Annotated in this window: 21 protein-coding genes; 13 read left to right on the plus strand and 8 right to left on the minus strand. The window is 43.6% G+C overall.

Going from position 1 to position 20,269, the window contains the following annotated elements; genetic code table 11:
• Window positions 1-16: 16 nt before the first annotated feature.
• Complete coding sequence (locus tag MKX30_RS19200; protein WP_254348329.1) at window positions 17-1,003, minus strand: aldo/keto reductase; 987 nt, start codon at window positions 1,001-1,003, stop codon at window positions 17-19.
• A 240-nt stretch (window positions 1,004-1,243) separates the two neighbouring features.
• On the opposite strand from MKX30_RS19200, the gene MKX30_RS19205 reads away from it, so the two are divergent.
• Window positions 1,244-1,951 carry a phosphodiester glycosidase family protein gene (locus tag MKX30_RS19205; RefSeq protein WP_068939202.1) on the plus strand — a complete coding sequence of 236 codons (708 nt, stop codon included), beginning with the start codon at window positions 1,244-1,246 and terminating at the stop codon, window positions 1,949-1,951.
• Between the two features lie 53 nt (window positions 1,952-2,004).
• Here the strand turns inward: MKX30_RS19205 and MKX30_RS19210 are convergent, their stop codons facing one another.
• Complete coding sequence (locus tag MKX30_RS19210; RefSeq protein WP_028540909.1) at window positions 2,005-2,496, minus strand: hypothetical protein; 492 nt, start codon at window positions 2,494-2,496, stop codon at window positions 2,005-2,007.
• A gap of 116 nt (window positions 2,497-2,612) precedes the next feature.
• On the opposite strand from MKX30_RS19210, the gene MKX30_RS19215 reads away from it, so the two are divergent.
• Entirely contained in the window at window positions 2,613-3,797 is a 1,185-nt protein-coding gene (locus tag MKX30_RS19215) for an RCC1 domain-containing protein (RefSeq protein WP_076264587.1), read from the plus strand.
• 204 nt (window positions 3,798-4,001) lie between these two features.
• Here the strand turns inward: MKX30_RS19215 and MKX30_RS19220 are convergent, their stop codons facing one another.
• Window positions 4,002-4,631, minus strand: a complete 630-nt coding sequence (locus MKX30_RS19220) for a YfbR-like 5'-deoxynucleotidase (RefSeq protein WP_023991029.1) — start codon at window positions 4,629-4,631, stop codon at window positions 4,002-4,004.
• 187 nt (window positions 4,632-4,818) lie between these two features.
• Here MKX30_RS19220 and MKX30_RS19225 point away from each other — a divergent pair, with 187 nt between their 5' ends.
• From MKX30_RS19225 to MKX30_RS19245, 5 genes are all read left to right on the plus strand, one after another.
• Window positions 4,819-5,514: a response regulator transcription factor gene (locus MKX30_RS19225; protein WP_023991030.1), complete on the plus strand. Its 696-nt coding sequence runs from the start codon at window positions 4,819-4,821 to the stop codon at window positions 5,512-5,514.
• The gene (locus MKX30_RS19230) at window positions 5,507-6,511 is read left to right on the plus strand and encodes a sensor histidine kinase (RefSeq protein WP_341063268.1); all 1,005 of its coding nucleotides are present in this window, start codon (window positions 5,507-5,509) and stop codon (window positions 6,509-6,511) included. The genes MKX30_RS19225 and MKX30_RS19230 overlap by 8 nt, the downstream gene beginning before the upstream one ends.
• Window positions 6,512-6,613: 102 nt before the next feature.
• Window positions 6,614-7,375 (plus strand): ABC transporter ATP-binding protein, encoded by a 762-nt coding sequence (locus MKX30_RS19235; protein ID WP_028540913.1) that lies wholly within the window; start codon window positions 6,614-6,616, stop codon window positions 7,373-7,375.
• Window positions 7,365-9,305, plus strand: coding sequence for an ABC transporter permease (locus tag MKX30_RS19240; protein ID WP_341063270.1), 1,941 nt, complete (start codon window positions 7,365-7,367; stop codon window positions 9,303-9,305). The genes MKX30_RS19235 and MKX30_RS19240 overlap by 11 nt, the downstream gene beginning before the upstream one ends.
• A gap of 188 nt (window positions 9,306-9,493) precedes the next feature.
• The gene (locus tag MKX30_RS19245; RefSeq protein WP_053326450.1) at window positions 9,494-9,889 is read left to right on the plus strand and encodes a hypothetical protein; all 396 of its coding nucleotides are present in this window, start codon (window positions 9,494-9,496) and stop codon (window positions 9,887-9,889) included.
• An 80-nt stretch (window positions 9,890-9,969) separates the two neighbouring features.
• Here the strand turns inward: MKX30_RS19245 and MKX30_RS19250 are convergent, their stop codons facing one another.
• Together MKX30_RS19250 and MKX30_RS19255 are read right to left on the minus strand one after the other, a co-directional pair.
• Window positions 9,970-10,944, minus strand: coding sequence for an aldo/keto reductase family protein (locus MKX30_RS19250; RefSeq protein WP_028540916.1), 975 nt, complete (start codon window positions 10,942-10,944; stop codon window positions 9,970-9,972).
• 162 nt (window positions 10,945-11,106) lie between these two features.
• Entirely contained in the window at window positions 11,107-12,069 is a 963-nt protein-coding gene (locus tag MKX30_RS19255; protein WP_028540917.1) for a radical SAM protein, read from the minus strand.
• Between the two features lie 234 nt (window positions 12,070-12,303).
• Between MKX30_RS19255 and MKX30_RS19260 the strand changes: the two genes are divergently transcribed.
• The 5 genes from MKX30_RS19260 to MKX30_RS19280 all read left to right on the plus strand — a co-directional run bounded on the left by MKX30_RS19260 (window position 12,304) and on the right by MKX30_RS19280 (window position 16,466).
• The gene (locus MKX30_RS19260) at window positions 12,304-12,750 is read left to right on the plus strand and encodes a MarR family winged helix-turn-helix transcriptional regulator (RefSeq protein WP_053326452.1); all 447 of its coding nucleotides are present in this window, start codon (window positions 12,304-12,306) and stop codon (window positions 12,748-12,750) included.
• A 67-nt stretch (window positions 12,751-12,817) separates the two neighbouring features.
• Entirely contained in the window at window positions 12,818-13,633 is an 816-nt protein-coding gene (locus MKX30_RS19265; protein WP_053326453.1) for an NAD(P)H-binding protein, read from the plus strand.
• A 123-nt stretch (window positions 13,634-13,756) separates the two neighbouring features.
• Window positions 13,757-14,233, plus strand: coding sequence for a DsrE/DsrF/DrsH-like family protein (locus MKX30_RS19270; protein ID WP_023991039.1), 477 nt, complete (start codon window positions 13,757-13,759; stop codon window positions 14,231-14,233).
• A gap of 134 nt (window positions 14,234-14,367) precedes the next feature.
• Entirely contained in the window at window positions 14,368-15,876 is a 1,509-nt protein-coding gene (locus tag MKX30_RS19275) for an aminotransferase class V-fold PLP-dependent enzyme (RefSeq protein WP_341063273.1), read from the plus strand.
• A gap of 80 nt (window positions 15,877-15,956) precedes the next feature.
• Window positions 15,957-16,466 carry a DUF1036 domain-containing protein gene (locus tag MKX30_RS19280; RefSeq protein WP_028540920.1) on the plus strand — a complete coding sequence of 170 codons (510 nt, stop codon included), beginning with the start codon at window positions 15,957-15,959 and terminating at the stop codon, window positions 16,464-16,466.
• A gap of 102 nt (window positions 16,467-16,568) precedes the next feature.
• Here MKX30_RS19280 and MKX30_RS19285 read toward each other — a convergent pair whose 3' ends face one another.
• Window positions 16,569-17,621 (minus strand): LLM class flavin-dependent oxidoreductase, encoded by a 1,053-nt coding sequence (locus tag MKX30_RS19285; protein WP_341063274.1) that lies wholly within the window; start codon window positions 17,619-17,621, stop codon window positions 16,569-16,571.
• A gap of 251 nt (window positions 17,622-17,872) precedes the next feature.
• Here MKX30_RS19285 and MKX30_RS19290 point away from each other — a divergent pair, with 251 nt between their 5' ends.
• Window positions 17,873-18,628: an AIM24 family protein gene (locus tag MKX30_RS19290; RefSeq protein ID WP_023991043.1), complete on the plus strand. Its 756-nt coding sequence runs from the start codon at window positions 17,873-17,875 to the stop codon at window positions 18,626-18,628.
• A gap of 40 nt (window positions 18,629-18,668) precedes the next feature.
• Here MKX30_RS19290 and MKX30_RS19295 read toward each other — a convergent pair whose 3' ends face one another.
• Window positions 18,669-19,007 carry a zinc ribbon domain-containing protein YjdM gene (locus tag MKX30_RS19295; protein WP_013312677.1) on the minus strand — a complete coding sequence of 113 codons (339 nt, stop codon included), beginning with the start codon at window positions 19,005-19,007 and terminating at the stop codon, window positions 18,669-18,671.
• A gap of 261 nt (window positions 19,008-19,268) precedes the next feature.
• Window positions 19,269-20,135: an SDR family oxidoreductase gene (locus MKX30_RS19300; protein ID WP_023991044.1), complete on the minus strand. Its 867-nt coding sequence runs from the start codon at window positions 20,133-20,135 to the stop codon at window positions 19,269-19,271.
• Window positions 20,136-20,269: the final 134 nt, after the last annotated feature.

The following is a 20,269-nucleotide window of genomic DNA, read 5'->3' on the forward strand; positions in this document are numbered from 1 at the left end:
TAATATGCTATCTTAATTATTCAGCTTGCCAATTCGGCATCCGCTCTGCCGGATAACGAAGGCCTGCTGCCATTCCTTTTGGAATGATTGCGTTAATAGCTTCCATTTCCTGTGTGGTTAAAACAACATCGATGGAACCTGCATTTTCCTCTAAATACGTAACCCGCTTGGTTCCTGGAATCGGTACAATTCCCTCCTGCGCAAGCAGCCATGCCAACGCCAGTTGAGAAGGTTTGACCCCTTTTTGGGCAGCAAGGTCCTTAACATGCTGCACGAGGTCCAGATTTTTCTGGAAATTCTCAGGTTGGAAACGTGGCACCGAGCGACGGAAATCATCTTCTGCAAAATCATCAAACTTCTGAATTTGCCCGCTCAAAAATCCGCGTCCAAGTGGACTGTAGGCCACAAATTCGATACCCAACTCCTTACACGTCGGTATAACTTCATCTTCCGCTTCCCGGCTCCATAAGGAGTATTCCGTTTGCAGCGCTGTAATCGGATGTACCTTGTGAGCGCGTCGAATGAGCCCAGGAGAAGCTTCGGACAGCCCCAAATAGCGGACTTTTCCCGCCTGAACCAAGTCACTCATCGCGCCAATCGTTTCCTCGATAGGTACATTCGGATCGACACGGTGCTGGTAATACAAATCAATCACATCTACACCCAGTCTTTGCAGGCTGCGATCACATGCCTCTTTTACATATTCAGGACGGCCACTTACACCCATAAATGCGCCATCTTCCCCGCGCATAATGGAAAATTTAGTGGCCAATACGACTTCGTCACGGTGGCTCCGCAGGACTTGGCTAATCAGTTTTTCATTTTTCCCCACACCGTAGACATCGGCAGTATCCCAGAAGTTTATCCCTAGCTCCAGCGCACGATGAAGCGTTTTGATCGACTCCTGATCATTCAACTCACCGTAATACTCGGACATTCCCATGCAGCCCAGACCCAGTGCAGATACTTGAAGGTCGCTGTTACCCAGTTGTTTCTTTTTCAATTTTTATCACTCCTAAATTATCAGAATAGTCATCGCATTTCCTAATCACCACGTCACATCCCGTATATTACTACTTAAAGTTAACTTGAAGTCAAGCATTGTCTTGTATATGCTATTTCAAAATTTTTTAGAAAAATTTGATTTCCGGGTTGTAAGAGGCAGCTGTAAATTTCCTATATATATGAGAAACGAATTATCGCGCGAGATTCGGTTTCAAAATAATCCAATTGGAGGTTTAACATGCCAGCAAACTACTCTTACACCAAAACGTCCGATGGTTTCCATGTTATCATCACGCCAGCTTCGAATATTCAAAATAAAAATATTCGAAGCCGGATCACACAGCAAACCGATTACGGGATTAATGGGGGCTTCTTTAACCCAATCAGCACAACAAAGGCGCCGACCGAGTGTTTGTCTATCGCGGTCACACCTAATAATACCCATGATACTAAGGCGAATGCCAAAGGGAATAGCCGTGGTACAGCATTTGTATACACGGAGAGCAACAAAACGAAAATAGGGATTACCCGTGCTTCAAGTGTGACGGATCTCAAAAAACAAATGGGGAGTTCGGTTGCGTATAAGTCTATTATTAGCGGCGGTAGCCTGTCGCTGAAGAAAGAGGAAGAAGCATGGCTTGAGGATTTAAAAGATATTGAAAAATTTGATTTGAACGGAACGTTGCGATACACCGATTCCACCGGGCGAACTGGCCTGGGCTTCAAGGTCGTAAATAATGTTTGGCAGGTCTACCTGGTTGTTCATGAAAATGCGACACTGAAACAACTTCGCAATTATTTTATTAAACAGGATTGCTTTGAAGCCATTCTTCTTGATGGTGGAGGCTCGTCCGGTATTCAAGTTAAAAACTCTGCAGGCACTATGGTTAAGTATGAGCAAACACGTTATATCTACAACATGGTAAAACTCATTAATATCACCTAAGCCTTATGATATAACGTGCTTGTATAGGAGTAAGGAGGCCTTACCGGCCTCCTCTATAAATCATCCAGCACAACGATTTCCAATGCCAGGAAAACAGGTGTTACAGGGTACACATAAGAAACTTCAATCGGTTGCCCCGCTTGTAATTGTGCTGGATTGATTAATTGCCTCCGCTGACCATCCATCTGCTTATAAATATGTGTATCTGGGACAGATATATAGACCGATTGGATAGGTTTTTCCGTTGGATCATCACTTTGGGGTAGTTCTTTAGCAAATTGAACAGGCTGTTCAAATCGGACCAAATAGTCCATGGTGGGGGCTGCTAAGGGTTGTTCTACTTCTTTTTCAATTCTTTCAATACTTTCGATTTTGGCACGCCCTGTGTATACCGTTGTGCTTTCCAGACGGACTAAGTCAAAAATAGATTGAGCCACCGCTCCATTAGATTCGTTAACCGGCGTAGCCGATTCTGTTGTAGAACATGCAGGCAGTAATGCTGCCGCAAGCAAGACAAGGACAAGGGCAGAAACTCTATTTTTCATAAGTGATCCTCCCTAATCTGGTTTATAGAATATGTTCACTATTAAGACGCGGACAGGAACAATTTGGTTGCTTTAGTCTGTATTTATCCATTACATTTTGAAAGGTGTGCAATTATATGTTAAAAAAACTCAGTTTGGTAGCTCTCGCTGCATCAACACTTTTAGTAGGAAGCTCTATTACGGCAAGCGCTGATTCTACTGTAAATTACGATCATTTGCTCTCGGCAGGGACCACTAACGCTTTCCTGGCCATGGAAGATGGATCTTCATTTTATGCAACGGGAAGTAACAGTGATGGCAAGCTCGGCGTAGGCGCTGGCGGAGGGAATAATAAAACAAGCCCAATGCAAGCAGATGTATCCGACATCGCAATGATTGATGCTGGTGATTTGCATTCAACTTTGCTCAAAAAAGACGGAACCATCTGGTCTTGGGGGTTTGCAAGTTACGGCGAACTAGGGACAGGGAATAAGAGGGACACGGCAAGAGTACCTGTTAAAAACAAATATATTGATAATGTTAAGGAAGTGAGAGCAGGAGGTCAATTTACGCTTGCGCTCAAAAATGACGGCACAGTGTGGGCTTATGGAGAAAACAACTTTGGGCAGCTGGGGATTGGCACAAAAGGAGTTTCCGCCTTTTCCGTTAAGCCTGTTCAGGTACAAGGTTTAGAAGATATTGTATCCATTGATGCTGGTGACAGTTTTGGCGCAGCCCTGGACAAAAATAATCAGCTATGGGTATGGGGACGTGGTTATGACGGCGCACTGGGGCAGGATGACAAAGAAAACCAGCTTACCCCTGTTCAATATCGAATTGATGATATCAAAACTTTTACTGCCGGAGCTGACCGCATTTATGTACTAACGAACAGCGGAGAAGTATATGCTTCCGGGAGTAACACTTCTGGAAAGCTTGGGGATGGAACCTCTACTTTTAGAAGATCACCCGTATTGATCAATGTTTCCAATGTAAGTAGACTGAAAGCAGGCAAAACTCAAACTTTTGCACTTAAAAATGATGGAACTCTTTGGGGCTGGGGAACCAATAATGAGGGACAGGTAGGTGACGGGACCGATGTATTTTCTGTTAAAGTCCCATCCCAAGTTGTAGATGACACAAACACGCCACTAACCGATGTAGTAGCATTCAGTGCAGCAGGAACCCACTCCCATGCTTTGACAGCCGATGGGACGGTCTGGTCCTGGGGATATAACAAAAACGGCGAACTGGGAATCGGCAACACCAAGGAACAATATGCTGCCACGAAAACGAATTTCCCAAATCCTTTTTCGGAATAACTAATATTCTTATACCTTAATAAATTGTTTAAGGAATACGCTTAGCCCTCCGTTTTTTCCAACCCCAAAAAAGCAATAAGGGCAGTCCAATCAACTGCCCTCATTGCTTTTTATTTTCATTTAGAGCTGCTTTATTACAAATAAAACTATGATTATGTATGAACAGAAGCGCTTTAGTAGCTTCTGGACGGTAGAGAAATTCATTTACAGAGCTAAGGCTTCTTCCGTAATCTTTTTGATATCAATGGATGAAGGCGTTTCTTCCTTGACCATATCGGGCAAGATATTTTCCAAAAAATAATCAACGCAATGTAATTGAATATTCTTGATTTTCACAAGTGCATTACGGTACATGACTATAAATTCTTTTTCAGTATTTCCCCGCTGTAGTTCGGCAAATGCTTCGTACACCTGATCCATCTTGTCAGCAACTTCAAGGATCAAACCTTCTACTGAATTATCTTTGCCTTCACGTAACTGTTTGCGAAAAATAGCTTTAAAATCCTCGGGAATATTCTCTTCAATAAAATACTCAATCATACCTTCTTCGACCTGCTGGATTAATAATCGTAGTTCCTTAGAGGAATGCTTAACAGGCGTTTTGATGTCCCCAATAAAAATTTCCCCGTAATCGTGACTGCTCGTAATCTCGTATAGCTTTTTCCAGTCAATACTGACACCATTTCTCTCTTCAATATCAGCCAGCGTTTTAGCGTATTGTACTACTTTCCAAGAATGTGCCGATACGCTGTGTTCCTCGAATTTAAACTTACCCGGACAACGGATGATTCTTTCCAGCTCATTTAGCGACCGAAAATACGTGTGAATTCCCATCATTGCATCCATCCTTTAACATATATGAGATAGTCAATATAAACCCCACTATAAACCTCAACTATTAACAGCAGATTATCGCAGTATCAAGTTGAATCCACACATGTAGCACATATACAATTTTTGCTATACACTTTATAAAAGGGGAGTTGCAAAATCCTAAAAAAAGGTTAAAGTGGTGAAATCGTTGTTCAAAATCCTACTAATTGAAGATGATGAAACTTTGTTCCATGAAATGAAGGATCGGTTAACTCAATGGAACTATGATGTGTATGGCATCCAGGATTTTAATAAAGTCATTCAGGAATTCACAACGATAAAGCCTGACCTGGTCGTGATAGATATTCAATTGCCGAAATTTGATGGGTTTCATTGGTGTCGAATGATTCGATCCCACTCTAACGTGCCCATTCTTTTCTTATCATCACGGGATCATCCTACGGATATGGTGATGTCGATGCAGCTTGGCGCGGATGATTTTATCCAAAAACCGTTTCATTTTGATGTACTCATTGCAAAATTACAGGCGACACTCCGCCGCGTATATAATTACAATACAGAGCCTGTCTCCCTGAAAACATGGCGTGGAGCGACGGTCGATTATGAAAAAAACGTAGTAGCCAATGAGGCTGGCTCCATCGAATTAACCAAGAACGAAATTTTTATTTTGAAGCTGCTGATTGAACAAAAAAATAAAATTGTCGCACGAGAGGAATTAATTAAAAGCCTCTGGGATGATGAACGTTTTGTCAGCGACAATACCCTGACCGTCAACTTGAACCGCCTGCGTAAAAAATTAGACGAGCTGGATTTGGGCCGTTTCATTGAAACGAAAGTCGGGCAAGGCTACATGGCTACAGAAGAGGCACCTTCCTATGATTAAAAAATATCTTATAGAGAGGCGAAGCTGGATTCTACTGTTTGTATGCCAGCAATTCCTGATCCTGTTCATTGCTTATGTGGATGCAGCAATTCCGTTAATGCCAATCCTTTATATCGTCTTCTTATCCATGATGATTTTCTTGGTTTTTTTAATCATTCGCTATCCCAAGGAAATCAAATTCTATACCACACTAGAAGAATGGAGGAGCCCTCTTGAACTAACGGGTATAGGCGAACCGGAGAGTCCGTTTGAGCAAATCATTGAACAAAAAATCACTGACCAGACCGAACGGTTACAACAGATCATCTCGCAAAATCAATTGACACTTGAACATGAAAAAGATGAATTATTATCCTGGATTCATGAGGTAAAAACACCTTTGACCACCATGCATTTGATGATTGAGCGGTTGGACGATAAGCCCCTAAAAGCTCAGTTAACCTATGAATGGCTACGAATCCACTTACTGCTGGATCAGCAGCTCCATCACAAACGCATATCCTTTATTGAAAATGATCTGTATGTCGAGCAAGTGAATTTAAAATCTCTTGTTTTTAAAGAGATCAAAGCACTACAGTCATGGTGCATCCAAAAAGGGATCGGTTTTGACATCCAATTGGAGCACATGGAAGTGCTGAGTGATGCCAAATGGCTGGCTTTTATCATCAGACAGCTCTTAACCAATGCCATCAAATATAGCGATGCCAGTGATATTATCATTCACAGCTATGTACAAAGGGATCGAATACAGCTTGAGGTCCAAGACTTTGGGCGCGGTATTGATCCGAAGGATATACCCCGTATTTTCGAGAAAGGTTTTACCTCCACAACCCAACATTCTGATCATACTTCAACGGGTATGGGGTTATATTTAACGAAAAAGGCAGCACAGTCCTTGCTCATACATATAGATGTGCACTCCAAACCGAACGTGGGTACAACCTTCACTTTAATTTTCCCCAAACGAAATGATTTCGTGAGCATGGTGAGCATGTGACAGAGATGTCACATGCTTTTATGTATTGTTCGCCCAATCAAAGGAAAAACATCGGCTCTATTTTTATAATAAGGCTACAAGAACAATAAGGAGTGCATCGAAGTGAGTATTTTAGAAGCCCATAAAATTCATAAAAGCTACGGTAATAAGTTAAATATGCAGGAGGTTTTGAAGGGAATAGATATCGTCATTGAAGAAGGAGAATTTGTCAGTATTATGGGAGCCTCCGGCTCAGGTAAAACCACACTGCTGAATGTTCTTTCCTCCATTGATAAAGTGAGCCAAGGCTCCATTAAAATCAATGATATCGAAATGACGAAAATGAAAGAAAAGCAACTGGCTGAATTTCGCAAAAAGCATTTAGGCTTTATTTTTCAAGAGTATAATCTGCTGGATACGCTAACCGTGAAGGAGAATATTCTCTTACCCTTATCCATCACCAAAACGCCTAAAAAAGAAGCCAACCAAAAATTTCAGGAAGTAGCTACAGAACTGGGAATTTATGAGCTCAAGGACAAATACCCCAATGAAATCTCGGGTGGACAGAAGCAGCGTACATCTGCGGCCAGAGCGTTTATTCATGAGCCCAGTATTATTTTTGCCGATGAACCAACGGGTGCGCTAGATTCCAAATCGGCTTCCGATTTATTAAATAAGCTGGGCCAATTAAACCAAAAACGCAAGGCAACCATTATTATGGTCACGCATGATCCTGTCGCTGCCAGCCATTGCAGTCGGGTCATTTTTATTAAAGATGGGCAAATGTATACGCAGCTTCACAAAGGCGAGCAGGAAAGACAAAGCTTTTTCCAGGATATCATGAAAACCCAAGGGGTCTTAGGCGGGGTCCAATATGAACATTAATCTGCTCATTCTAAAGAATTTGAAAAAAAACCTAAAAAATTATTACCTTTATGTTTTTGCTCTCATTTTCAGTGTTGCGCTCTATTTCGCTTTCGTCACATTACAATACGATCCCTCCATGGACGAAGTGAAGGGTTCTGTTAAAGGTGCAGCTTCCATACGTGCAGCTTCCGTTTTACTGGTCGCCATTGTCTGCATCTTCCTTTTGTATGCTAATAATATCTTTATAAAAAGACGCAGCAAAGAAATTGGCCTATTTCAATTGATCGGAATGACTAAAAATAAAATTTTTCGCATCCTGAGTGCTGAAAACTTAATTCTATACTTCAGTTCACTATTCATCGGAATTGGGGTTGGATTTTCCTTTTCCAAATTAGTGATCATGATTTTATTTAAGACGACGGGCGTCGAAGCCATTGCCACTCTATATTTCTCTAACCAAGCACTTATTCAAACACTCATCGTTTTTGGTATCATCTACCTGTTGATCATGCTCATGAATTATTCCTTTATCAAAAGACAGAGTATTTTGTCTTTGTTCAGAGTAACCTCAACCACCGAAGGGAAAATCAAAAAAATATCTATCTATGAGATGATCATCGGGATCATTGGAGTTTCATTCATCGCTTTAGGATACTATGTTTCTTCCAAATTATTTGGTGGAGACTTTACATCCATGAATGAGTTATTTATGGCTATGGTGTTTATTTTGGGCACTGTCATCATCGGAACACTCCTTTTTTATAAAGGATCTATCCGCTTTATTTCCAATATCATCAGAAAAAGTAAAGGCGGCTATTTGAACATTAATGAGGTGCTATCTCTCTCATCCATTATGTTCCGTATGAAATCCAATGCTTTGTTGTTGACCATTATTACGACGGTATCGGCACTTGCCATCGGTTTACTCTCCTTAAGCTATATCGCCTATTATTCTGCGGATCAAGCAGCTGAGGACAATGTGCCTTCCCATTTTGCAATGACGAATGTACCGGAGGCTGAGAAATTCAAAACGTTACTTCAGGAGCATGACATAAAGTATCGTGAAAAGAAAATTGAAGTTATTCAAGTCAGTGTGAACACAGCGCAAATTATGGACACTCCTCTGGAAGGATTAAATATCGGTGCGAATTCCATGACGTTGCCTGTCATAAGCGATCAATCTGTGAAGGGTACGGATGTATCTCCAGGCCAAACGATTTTAACAGGCTATAATGATTTGTTACAGAAATTCATGTCCTTGAAAAACTCAGGTCCATTGGATTTGAAGGGAAATAAGGAAGTCATACACCAACAATATGTGGGTCTAAAAAAGGAGTACGTGATTCCCTACTATTTTACAGCCGGTGGATTACCCACTGTCATTGTAGACGAAACTATCTTTGAGCGGCTAAAGAAAGATGCAAATCCTGAGATTCAAAAGAAGTCATCCTTATATATTGGAATTGATATGATAAATGCAGAACAGATCAAAGAAGCCGATCGTCTCTTTACAGCTGCGAATTTTAATGATCAACAAACATCACGCCTTGAAATGAGCAGCAATCAGAAGCGGAACATGGGAGTGATCATGTTTGTAGTTGGCTTTTTAGGACTGACCTTTCTCATTACATCAGGCTGCATCCTTTATTTTAAGCAAATGGATGAGAGCGAAGACGAAAAAGCCAATTACACCGTGTTAAGAAAGTTAGGGTTCACCCAAAATGACCTGCTTAGAGGCATTAAAATAAAACAACTCTTTAACTTCGGCATTCCACTAGTAATTGGCCTTTCACACAGCTATTTTGCCGTTCAATCCGGCTGGTTCTTGTTTGGAACTGAAATTTGGATGCCTATGATCATCGTTATGGTACTGTACACCGCCTTATATTCCATTTTCGGGATACTATCCATCCTGTATTATAAAAAGGTCATTAAATCAGCATTGTAATCGGCAAAAAGCAAAAAAAAGCCCCAGGCAAAAGCGCTGGGGCTTTTCCAAATATTTGAGCATTTTCGTTCCTATGTGTACAATAAAATAACTATCATCGTAACCCCAAAGGGGGAGAGCTTATTTTATTATTAATCATCAATGGCATCGGCATCGTAGCCAATATCATACTCGGTTCCTCTGTAGGCGTGGCTATTATCGTAGGAATCGTCTTTTTCCTGATTGGCTTGCCTGAGTTTAAAAGATCGCCGAAACTCACGAAAAAGGCTAAAAAAGATATCACCTATATTATGTCAACCCTATTAACTCTCCTTATATTCGTAGTTATTGTTTCTTGGAATCTCCATACTTCAGGTGACCTGTTTCTTGAAGATCCGCTAACACCGCAAATGAAGTTTCACTGGGGACAAAAGGTGTTGCTGCTAGGGTTACTGGAGGGCTTATGGGCTGTCATCAGCCTAAAATGGCTGTTGCCTATCTTTTTTGATCCGCTGGATCTCAGTAAGAAGCAAATCCTTGTTTTAGTAAGCGGGATTGTATTTAGTGTGGTTTCAGGTATTTATGCCCTGCTTGAAGCAAGTTAAAAAGTCTCGCTCTTCTCTGTTAAGGACAGGAAGAGCGAGACTTTTTTATTAATGGTTCCCCTCTACAGAGGCTAGAATGCTTAACGCAAAGGTTCAAACCCCTCTGCTTGCTTGAGAATCCGCTCAATTTCCGCGCATGTCTCCGGTTGCAGCGTCACTTCGACTGCTTTTACATTTTCTTCGATTTGTGCCGGTTTAGTGGCCCCAATGAGTGCAGCGCTGATACCCGGTTCTCTCAGAATCCAGGCAAGCGCGAGCTGTGACAGGGTAATACCCAAATCCTTCGCCAGCTTATCCAGCTCCTGGACACAGTTTAGAACGGTATCGTTCATGTAACTGCTGATGACATTATTGACAGAGGCATCAGCCCCGCGGCTGCCCGTCGGTAAAGGTTGTCCAGGCTTGTATTTACCCGTGAGGATACCTTGGGCCAGAGGCGAAAATACAATTTGGCCGATACCTACCTGCCCGGATACGGGAAGTACCTCATGTTCGATATAACGTTCGAACATATTATAGATTGGCTGATTGGCAATCAGTGGCCGCAAATTCAGCCTTTTTCCAATCCCATAGGCATCCGTGAGCTGGGCAGCACTCCATTCACTGACAGCAGCGTACAGAATCTTACCCTGAGCCTGAAGGTCATCAAGCGCTCGCAGCGTCTCTTCCAAAGGAGTACCCGAATCATAACGATGACAGAAGTACATGTCGATATAATCCGTGCCAAGACGCTTCAGACTCGCTTCACATTGCTCCATAATGTGCTTGCGTGACAGTCCCCTGTCATTGGGACCAGAATCCATAGGGAAGTAAACCTTGGTAGATAACACATAGCTCTCTCTTCGATAAGGCTTCAAGGCAGCTCCCATAGCCTTCTCGCCTTCTCCCCGGTTATACGCGTTCGCGGTATCAAAGAAATTAATCCCGAGTTCAAAGGCTTTGGCAATACAGGTATGAGCTGCTTCCTGCTCGGCAGCTGTACCGTACGTTAACCAGCTACCCAGACCGATTTCACTAATTTTAAGACCACTGTTGCCTACATTTCTATATTTCATATCTACTCCTTCTTTCATAAGAAGATCATATTTTTATATTTTAACATGTAAACCCTTTCATTAAAATCATTGATAAAGGACTCATGGAGTTATATGAAGGATATCTACCACCCTGACTGTTAGGGTGGTAGATGCTTATAGCCTCACAATCTCAAATCATATTTACTTGCTTCCTACAGGAAAAAGCGCATCATATGCGGGACAAGGCAGTTTGTCGAGAAACTCCTGAAGCTGCTTCGGTTTATTTTTGTAAATATCCTTTAGGGATGTTCCATTATAAATATTGCCGATGACCACAGGATGGCATAGCTCACAGATCAGGATGTCCCCGTTCCCGTGAAGATGGAGCTGTTTTTTACCATCAACACAGTTGGAAAAATAAACACCAGGCTGTTCCTTGAAGCCCAGCGCTTCTGCAAAACGGTCCATACAGGTGAAATACAACACAGTATCATCTTTCTTATGTGCAATCAGGTCATGAACGGAACGGACGAGCGCTTCCTTGGTGGAAATAGCATTCCAGTTCGTATGATCCATCACAATGCTGTTTTGGATTTCATGGATGCGCACACCGAGTTCATATACCTTTTCGCTAATCGCTGGCATGTTGTTCTGCGTCTCCGCAAACAGCAACGTCTCCAGCACCGTTTCCAGCTTGGCTTCGGTACATAACCGGATATTTTGGACGATTTTCTCATACATGCGAGGATGAACATGATAATAGGTTGCATATTTATCGGCATCCGTGAAGTTGAAAGAGATATGAATGTTGGAAAGTCCTGCATCACGTAGTTTCTCAATTCGTTCAGGGCTGAGCAAGCTGGCATTGGTATTGAGCTGGGTAGCGATGCCCTTGCTTGAGCAGTGAGCCACAATGTCCAGACAATCCTCATACTTCAAGGTCACTTCTCCCCCGGACAGTCGCACACGTTTTAACGTTGGAATGTCATCAATAATATCAATGACCTCTTTGCTGCTAATGCATTGCCCATCGTTCCGCTGATACGCGCAGCAGTAATCACACTTGAAGTTGCAATTAGAGGTGACCCCGACTTCCAGTCCCTCCAGCTCGTAGATGCCCGGCTTTTCCAGCTCAAGTGCTTTATATTTGTTGTCTATACTCACTTTCTCATGATCCTCCCGATCTCAGGCTTATGTCTTGAATTCCCTTGAGATTATACAGAATAGGAGCGGTTTGTAGATATGACATTGGTAACGGTGGGGCCAAACAGATACCATAGCGGTAACGGCCTTGGGAATCCTCCTATCAGCGCTGAAAAAATTAATTTGACAAGTACTGCCGAACTTTAGTAAATTCATATTAGTTAAGTCCTTAACTACATTTATGGTGGTGATCGTTTGAAAGACCTACAGGATTATGTACTTGATTTGCCGCTGCATTCTCTGGTTTTCTTTTCACTGGTGGAAACGACAGCCGGATTAGTTGATGTCTCAGAAAAATACTGGCATTCGAAGGGAACCAATGGAGCCAGAATTCGAATTCTAGTTGAAATCATGAAGGAAGGAGGCACAATTCTCCCATCTGTGCTCGCCCAAAGGATCGGAGTCACCAAATCAAATATTAGCCTGCTGCTCACCCCGCTCGAAAACGAAGGGTTCATTCGCCGGGAAGGCCATCCCATGGACGGCAGAAAATCGGTAATTTCTATAACAAGTGAAGGGCAAAGCCTCCTGTTGCGTAATTTACCCGAAAACCGACAGAGGATTGCGGAAAAAATGCAAGTGTTGAATGAGCAGGAATTGAAGCAGCTCCTTTCCCTACTCAACAAATTAAAGAGGACGTAACGTCTTTTCTACTCAATTGGTTAAGTCCTAAACTAAAATCCCATTTGTATAAAAAGGATGATATTCCATGTCGATCGTTATTACTGGAGCCAATGGTCAATTGGGGAGCCTAATCATACAACAGCTCCTTCAAAAAGTCTCACCTCATGAAATTACCGCTTGTGTTCGCCACCTTGAAACCGGAAAACACTATGAGGCACAGGGAATTACAGTACGATTAGGTGACTACGATCAACCCGATTCGCTTGAGCAAGCATTCGCGGGTGCTTCCCAACTGTTGTTGATTTCAAGTTCACATCCCGACGATACGATTCGTATTCGTCAACATACTCATATCATAGAAGTAGCTAAAAAATGTAAAGTAGAACACATTTTATACACCAGCTTTGCCTTTTCTGAAGCCAGCTCTATCCCCCTCTCCAATCTGCATTTGGCTACAGAACACGCCATTTGTACCACCGGAATTCCTTACACTTTTCTACGGAATGCATTATATACTGATTTTGTCAAAACTCTTGACCTGAACGCCGCCATAGCGAAGGGCGCACTCGATATTTACCCTGGAGAGTGGAAATTTAACACCGTCACGCGTTGGGATCTTGCCAGAGGGATCGCAGCAGTGCTATCCGATCCAGACCGCCATAAGAACAAGAAATATGAATTTGTCTCCTCCAGTCCCTGGACCTTTTCAGATTTGACAGCAGCTTTGACCGAGCTTACAGGCAGATCCATCTCCCTCCGTCATGATCCCCAAATCAAAAATTGGATATTTGGGTTTTTGGGCAAAATAGATACGCGCTCCACGTCGGATGAATTGGAACAGTTGATCAGTGGTCCGCTCACTTCACTGAAAGAAAGCATCCGGCCCTTTATCTCCACATGAAAAACAACGCTAAAAATTCTTGCCAACACCCACTCCATAAATTGTGAGCGATATGTGAACTGGGCATACTTCTCATTCCCAAATCCATACTGAATATATCTGTTGGTAATGGAGGCGGGAATTGTGGATAAAAGGATGAATCTGCTTATGTTCAGCGGCGATTATGATAAGGCAATGGCTGGACTGATTCTGGCAAATACAGCGCGGGAATTGGACGTGGACGTGACGATGTTTTTTGCGTTCTGGGGACTATTTCTGGTTCGTGATCCTGACAAGATGACGTTTGAGGACAAGACGATTTATGAAAAAATCATGGGCTGGATGACTCCAAAAGGACCCGAAGAGTTGCCATTATCCAAAATGAATTTTAGCGGCCTTGGCAAGCTGATGCTGACGGAAATGATCGAAGATAACGAAGCCCCGAAGCTCATTCATTTCTTGAAAGGAGCACGGAAGAAAAATGTGAAATTTTATGCCTGTAAGCTATCGGTCGATATTATGGGCTTTAAACCGGAAGAATTTATACCTGAACTGGAAATTATCGAGGCCAAAACGTATTTAAAAGATGCGCTCGAATCCGATATGCAGTTGTTTATATAAGATAGACTTGCGCCTTATCCGGCTGTTGGATGAGGCTTTTATTGTGACTAAATGATGACACTCGCCTATTTTTTTTAACCTATTCGGGCCTACCTACGTACCCTAAGAAGACAGAACGACTTGGGAGGCGCCGTATGCTCATGGCTCGAATTGGAAGCAGTAATTGTAGGTATCAGCCTTCTAACGAGGCTTATTTCCAAAGGTATCGTGAAAGTACAATCGGATATCACCAGACCTTTGAATCTCCATATGGGCAAAAAAAGCTGATTTATGCGGATTGGGCAGCCAGCGGCCGTCTGTATGGACCCATCGAGTCGAAAATAGCTAATGAATTAGGCCCTTTTGTGGCGAACACGCATACGGAGTCTAATTTGACAGGAACTCTGATGACCCAAGCCTATGAAGAAGCGAAACAAATCATTAAAAGCCACGTTCATGCCAATGAACATGATATCATCCTGTTTGCCGGGTCCGGTATGACAGGTGCAGTGAATAAGCTTCAGCGACTGCTAGGATTGAAAATACATGAAAAATTAAAGCCCCTCTACCCCATCGCCGAAAAAGAACGTCCCGTTATTTTCGTTACACACATGGAGCACCACTCCAATCATATTTCCTGGGCAGAAACCATTGGAGACGTTGTGTGTCTTCCTCCGGGTCCCGGCGGAATTGTCGATCCAACTCATCTCGAACGACTGCTGCTTCAATTCCAGCATCGCCCTATCAAAATCGGCGCCTTTACCGCTTGCTCCAATGTTACAGGGTTCGAAGTGCCGATTTACCAGCTAGCCCGCAAAATGCACGAACATGGTGGCGTTTGTTTCGTTGATTTTTCGGCAAGCGCACCTTATGCCGAGATCAACATGCACCGTACAGATCCGCTTGAGAAGCTGGACGGGATTGTATTTTCTCCTCACAAATTTCTTGGGGGGCCCGGTACAAGTGGCGTTTTAATTGTGGATTCGAGGCTGTGCCTCAATTGTGCTCCGGATCAGCCCGGAGGGGGCACAGTTAGCTGGACCAATCCTTGGGGTGGATACGAGTATAAAGAGAATACTGAAGCCCGTGAGGATGGAGGGACGCCTGCTTTTCTACAGGCCGTTCGAACGGCGCTCTGCATTCGGCTGAAGGAACAAATGGGACAGAAGCGCCTGTTGGAGCGCAAAAAGGAACTGACATCTCTATTACTAAAGAGCTTGAGTACCATACCAGACCTACACATTTTAGGAGGAAGTAGCCAAGAACGAATGGGAATCGTTTCTTTCGTTGTCGGCCATATTCACTATAACCTGATTGTGAAACTATTGAATGATCGGTTTGGCATTCAGGTCCGGGGCGGCTGCTCTTGTGCAGGCCCCTACGGACATTATTTGCTGGGCATCGACCCACAAACATCTAAACAAATGACAGACCTGATCCATGCGGGAGACTTATCTCGAAAACCGGGCTGGGTGCGTCTGTCGCTCCATCCCATGATGACGAATCAGGAAGTCTCCTATATCGCCTCTTCCATACGGGCAATCGTGGAAAACATCATGATCTGGCAAAAAGATTATACCTATCAATCAGAATCAAACGAATGGCGATCTATGAATGAACATCACAAAATAGACATCAGCAAATGGTTCAATTTGAGCGATTAAGAGACTCATGTCCGTTCCCTTCTTTCAAAACTCTCATAGGATACACTGTAAATTACTATATGAGGAAAGAAGTGACGACAATGGGGCTCAATTTTCGCAACAGTACTAGTGCAGCTATCTTTGTAGTCTTTGCCTACCCGGACTTCAGCTGTACTCCTGTTAACTACTCTAAAGCAGGCTGGTACCGTGTTAACCCCGGACAGACTATTCAGGTTTGGAGCGGCTTCGCAGGAGGTAATACGTTCTTTTACTACGCTGAAGATGATTTTGGACGCGAATGGCGGGGTTCATATTTCACTCAAGTTCCTGAAAATGCCTTCAATTGGTGCTGGGATACAGGCTGTACCACTTGTAGAAGCGTGGGACTGCGGAGAATCGCAGTTAGTCCGTTCGTCTTGGACTACACCATCAACTTTGTAACGAGCAGCAGTCAAAGAAAACCTGCATCATCCACACTCCGCATGACATTGCCTTCCAAAGCAACCCAAGAGAAACCTATTTTGCGCAGAGTTCCTGCAACACCTAAGAGACTAAAACAAGGCAAAACTTTATTGCAAAAACGTATTGCGCATAAAAAACGGACCAAATAAAAAATGATCTGATCAGCTCGCATATAGTTTTTTAGAACCCAAAAAAGGAGCGACCTCACCCCCATGGCCTGCTCCTTTCTCTTTTATCTATGAGGTAACCGCTTATTTACTCTCGGATTCCCACTTGGATATCTCTTTACGAACCCGTGGTGCTACCTCTGTTCCCAATAGCTCAATAGCTCTCATGACATCATCATGCGGCATCGTACCGACGGGCACGTGCAGCAGAAAACGTGTAATGCCTACCTGTTTACGCAGATGAATGATTTTCTTGGCAACCGTATCGGGATCGCCCACATACAACGCTCCTTCAAAGCTGCGTGCGGCATCGAAGCTGGAACGAGTGTAAGGGCCCCAACCACGTTCACGCCCAAGCACATTCATGCTCTGCTGAGTGGAAGGGAAGAACTTATCCGCTGCCAGCTCAGTAGTCTCTGCGATAAAACCATGCGAGTGTGATGCAACCGGAAGCAGCGATGCATCATGACCGGCATGCCTAGCGGCTTTTTTATACAGTTCCACCAACGGGGCAAACTGTACAGGACTACCCCCAATAATCGCCAGAACCAGCGGCAACCCGAGCAAGCCTGCACGAACCACAGATTCCTGATTGCCCCCACTCCCAATCCATACAGGCAACGGATTTTGAACTGGACGTGGATACACGCCCAAATTGTGAATTGCAGGCCGATGTCCGCCTTTCCAGGTGACTTTCTCGGAATCTCGTATTTTCAATAACAGCTCCAGCTTTTCATCGAATAACTCATCGTAGTTATCCAAATCGTACCCAAATAACGGAAACGATTCGATAAAAGAACCCCGGCCTGCCATAATCTCAGCCCGTCCATTCGAAATACCGTCCAGTGTAGCAAAATCCTGAAACACACGCACGGGATCATCCGATGAAAGCACCGTAACTGCACTGGTTAACCGAATTCGTTGGGTCTGTGCTGCTGCAGCAGCGAGGATAACAGCCGGAGCAGATGCCGCATAATCTTTACGATGATGCTCCCCCACGCCGTACACATCCAGCCCTACCTGATCTGCAAGCACAATCTCCTCGACCACTTCACGTATACGTTGTGCGTGACTGATAACCTCACCCGTTTGGGTATCCGGCGTTGTTTCTACAAACGTGCTTATACCTATCTCCACTTGTTCTACCCCCTATTTTCATGCCCTATTCTCATACGACTGCTTTCGAAGCCAATCATTTTAAATACCGATATCTTTATATTGAACCTTTTTCACATCTTTTTCAAGCTCTCCTTTTTTGAGTCTGAAAACCAGCCAAGGGAAGTGTCCAGATTCGCCGCAGGAAAAGAAGTCTCTTTGTCGAATATTTTATGGAATAAAGAAGATTCCCATCCCCACAACATGAATACAACAAGGAGGCACATACATTTATGGCTTTTGTCATTAACAATTTAAAGGATAACAGCAATGTTGCCATCACTGACCAATTAGGTGGATTTACGGTACTAGAATACATAACAGATTTGAGTTCCACCTCGGTGGAGGCTGCGAAAAACAATTACTATATGAGCAAAAGTAATATGCGCCGCAAACAGCTCATGATCGAAATCAACAATAGCGAGATTATGATGAAAGCGGGAGCCATGCAATATACTGTGGGTAGCATGGAAATGACTACTGGTGTAAAAGGCGTTGGAGGCTTAATGCGAAACTTGGTGTCCGGTGCTGTAACGGGAACAGGTGCCATTAAACCACACTATAGAGGCACGGGTACCATTATGCTGGAGCCTACTTACCAATATATTTGGCTTATTGATGTCGACAATGATGATATTGCCATCGAAGACGGCTTGTTTTTGGCTTGTGACACGACGCTGGACATTTCCGTCGTTGCACGTAGTAATCTTTCCTCTGCTGCACTGGGTGGAGAAGGGTTATTTAATTTAAGCGCCCGCGGAAAAGGAGTTCTGGCACTTCAAGCTCCAATCCCTTCTGAGGAAGCGGTCGTTATAGAATTGCAAAATGATGTGCTGAAGGTGGATGGTAACTTTGCCCTCATGTGGTCCAATACCTTACAGTTCACCGTCGAAAAATCCGGGAAAACCAAAATGGGCTCGGCTGCTTCCGGCGAAGGGCTGGTAAATGTGTACAGGGGAACGGGAACCGTATGGTTAGCACCATTGTAAATAAAAAAGGAGAAGCCCTCGGCTTCTCCTTTCTTGCATTTTAATTCTTTTTTACAAACTCCGATTTTAGCTTCATTGCTCCAAAACCATCAATTTTGCAGTCAATATCGTGATCGCCATCCACCAGACGGATGTTTTTTACTTTGGTCCCGATTTTCAAGACGGATGAGCTTCCCTTCACTTTAAGGTCTTTAATGACAGTTACAGAGTCACCATCCTGCAGGATGTTACCATTCGCATCTTTAACAACCTTTACGTCTTCACTGCTTGCTTCTGACTCGGTAGACCACTCATGAGCGCATTCCGGGCAAATGAAAAGACTGCGATCCTCATAAGTGTATTCTGAATTACATTCAGGACAATTTGGTAAATTAGACATGGTATTATGTACTCCATTCATTTTCAAATTCTACTGCTATGCTAAGCTTCCTTGATAGACCAAGCTTGCTCCAAGTCTTCCTTGGAGTTCCCTACAAGTATATTGGATAATCCGTCACGATTCCACTCATTGATGAAACTAATCTGAGTATTGTTGTACCTTATATGTAAGCGTTCTGTCTACTGAAAATGCCGAGAGGTAAACATGTAACTAAAAAGGACGCTGTCTTCCTAGGCAGCATCCTTTTTTACGGCACGTTTATTATGCTTGGGTTTGCTTGATCAGTTCACTAATTCCTTGACTAAGCGGCGTAAGGGGGCGTTTCAACAGCTTCTCGAAGTCGTTGCTTACGACATCCAAGGCTCCTTCACGAATTGCTTGTTGAATACCGACCACAATAGGGATGGCACCTTCCGGGACTCCCGCACCGAGCATAACCTCGGCATACGTAGCATCATCCACCTGCTGTACAGGAACGTCTTTGCCCAGAACCTCAGCAAGTACCGCTGCAAACTCTTCTTGGGTAATCGGCTTACCGGAGAGCTCGTATATTGTATTCTCATGCCCTTCGCCAGACAAAACGGTTGCAGCTGCTTGCGCATAATCTGCGCGGGTAGCCCAACCTACTTTACCGGACCCTGCCGAGGTTAGCCAAGGAGCCCCCGCGAGTACGGATTGGATCGTGCCTGCCTCATTCTCCAGATACCAATTATTACGCAAGAAGGAGTAAGGAATACCTGACTCGCGAATGAACTCCTCCGTGATACGATGTACGGGCGCAAGGAATAGAGTGCTGTCAGCGGCATTGGCAGCGCTAGTATAAACGATGAAGCCTACTCCAGCACGCACAGCAGCATCAACAGCCGCTTTATGCTGACGGATTCTAGTATCATTATCCCCGTCTGCGGATATAATCAGCAGTCGATCTACTCCAGCAAACGCCTGATCCAGCGTCTCCGGTTTATCAAAATCGCCATGACGAACGTCAACACCACGAGACCGTAAGTTCTCTGCTTTTTCTGGATTTCTTACGCTAACAATAAGATCGTTTGCGGAGACAGATGTAAGCAACGTATCTACCACGATGGAACCCAGTTGCCCCGTTGCTCCTGTTAATGCAATTTTCATATGAAATCCTCCATTCAAATTGTATTCACTTTTATATAGTAACTAAAAATATAACACATGTCTAATCTAGAGTCTAAAGGTCTGCTTTTCGGGTAAGAGTTGGTAACCAGACTTTCCCCAGAGAAAGGAACATG

It is taken from the genome of Paenibacillus sp. FSL P2-0173 (assembly GCF_038008045.1).
In the GTDB taxonomy this organism is placed as follows: Bacteria; Bacillota; Bacilli; order Paenibacillales; family Paenibacillaceae; genus Paenibacillus; species Paenibacillus polymyxa_B.

Coding starts and splice junctions, on each gene's coding strand:
- MKX30_RS19205 (WP_068939202.1), top strand. CDS start 1,244: ATGCCAGCAAACTACTCTTACACCAAAACGTCCGATGGTTTCCATGTT.
- MKX30_RS19210 (WP_028540909.1), bottom strand. CDS start 2,496: ATGAAAAATAGAGTTTCTGCCCTTGTCCTTGTCTTGCTTGCGGCAGCA.
- MKX30_RS19215 (WP_076264587.1), top strand. CDS start 2,613: ATGTTAAAAAAACTCAGTTTGGTAGCTCTCGCTGCATCAACACTTTTA.
- MKX30_RS19220 (WP_023991029.1), bottom strand. CDS start 4,631: ATGGGAATTCACACGTATTTTCGGTCGCTAAATGAGCTGGAAAGAATC.
- MKX30_RS19230 (WP_341063268.1), top strand. CDS start 5,507: ATGATTAAAAAATATCTTATAGAGAGGCGAAGCTGGATTCTACTGTTT.
- MKX30_RS19240 (WP_341063270.1), top strand. CDS start 7,365: ATGAACATTAATCTGCTCATTCTAAAGAATTTGAAAAAAAACCTAAAA.
- MKX30_RS19250 (WP_028540916.1), bottom strand. CDS start 10,944: ATGAAATATAGAAATGTAGGCAACAGTGGTCTTAAAATTAGTGAAATC.
- MKX30_RS19265 (WP_053326453.1), top strand. CDS start 12,818: ATGTCGATCGTTATTACTGGAGCCAATGGTCAATTGGGGAGCCTAATC.
- MKX30_RS19275 (WP_341063273.1), top strand. CDS start 14,368: ATGCTCATGGCTCGAATTGGAAGCAGTAATTGTAGGTATCAGCCTTCT.
- MKX30_RS19280 (WP_028540920.1), top strand. CDS start 15,957: ATGGGGCTCAATTTTCGCAACAGTACTAGTGCAGCTATCTTTGTAGTC.
- MKX30_RS19290 (WP_023991043.1), top strand. CDS start 17,873: ATGGCTTTTGTCATTAACAATTTAAAGGATAACAGCAATGTTGCCATC.
- MKX30_RS19295 (WP_013312677.1), bottom strand. CDS start 19,007: ATGTCTAATTTACCAAATTGTCCTGAATGTAATTCAGAATACACTTAT.
- MKX30_RS19300 (WP_023991044.1), bottom strand. CDS start 20,135: ATGAAAATTGCATTAACAGGAGCAACGGGGCAACTGGGTTCCATCGTG.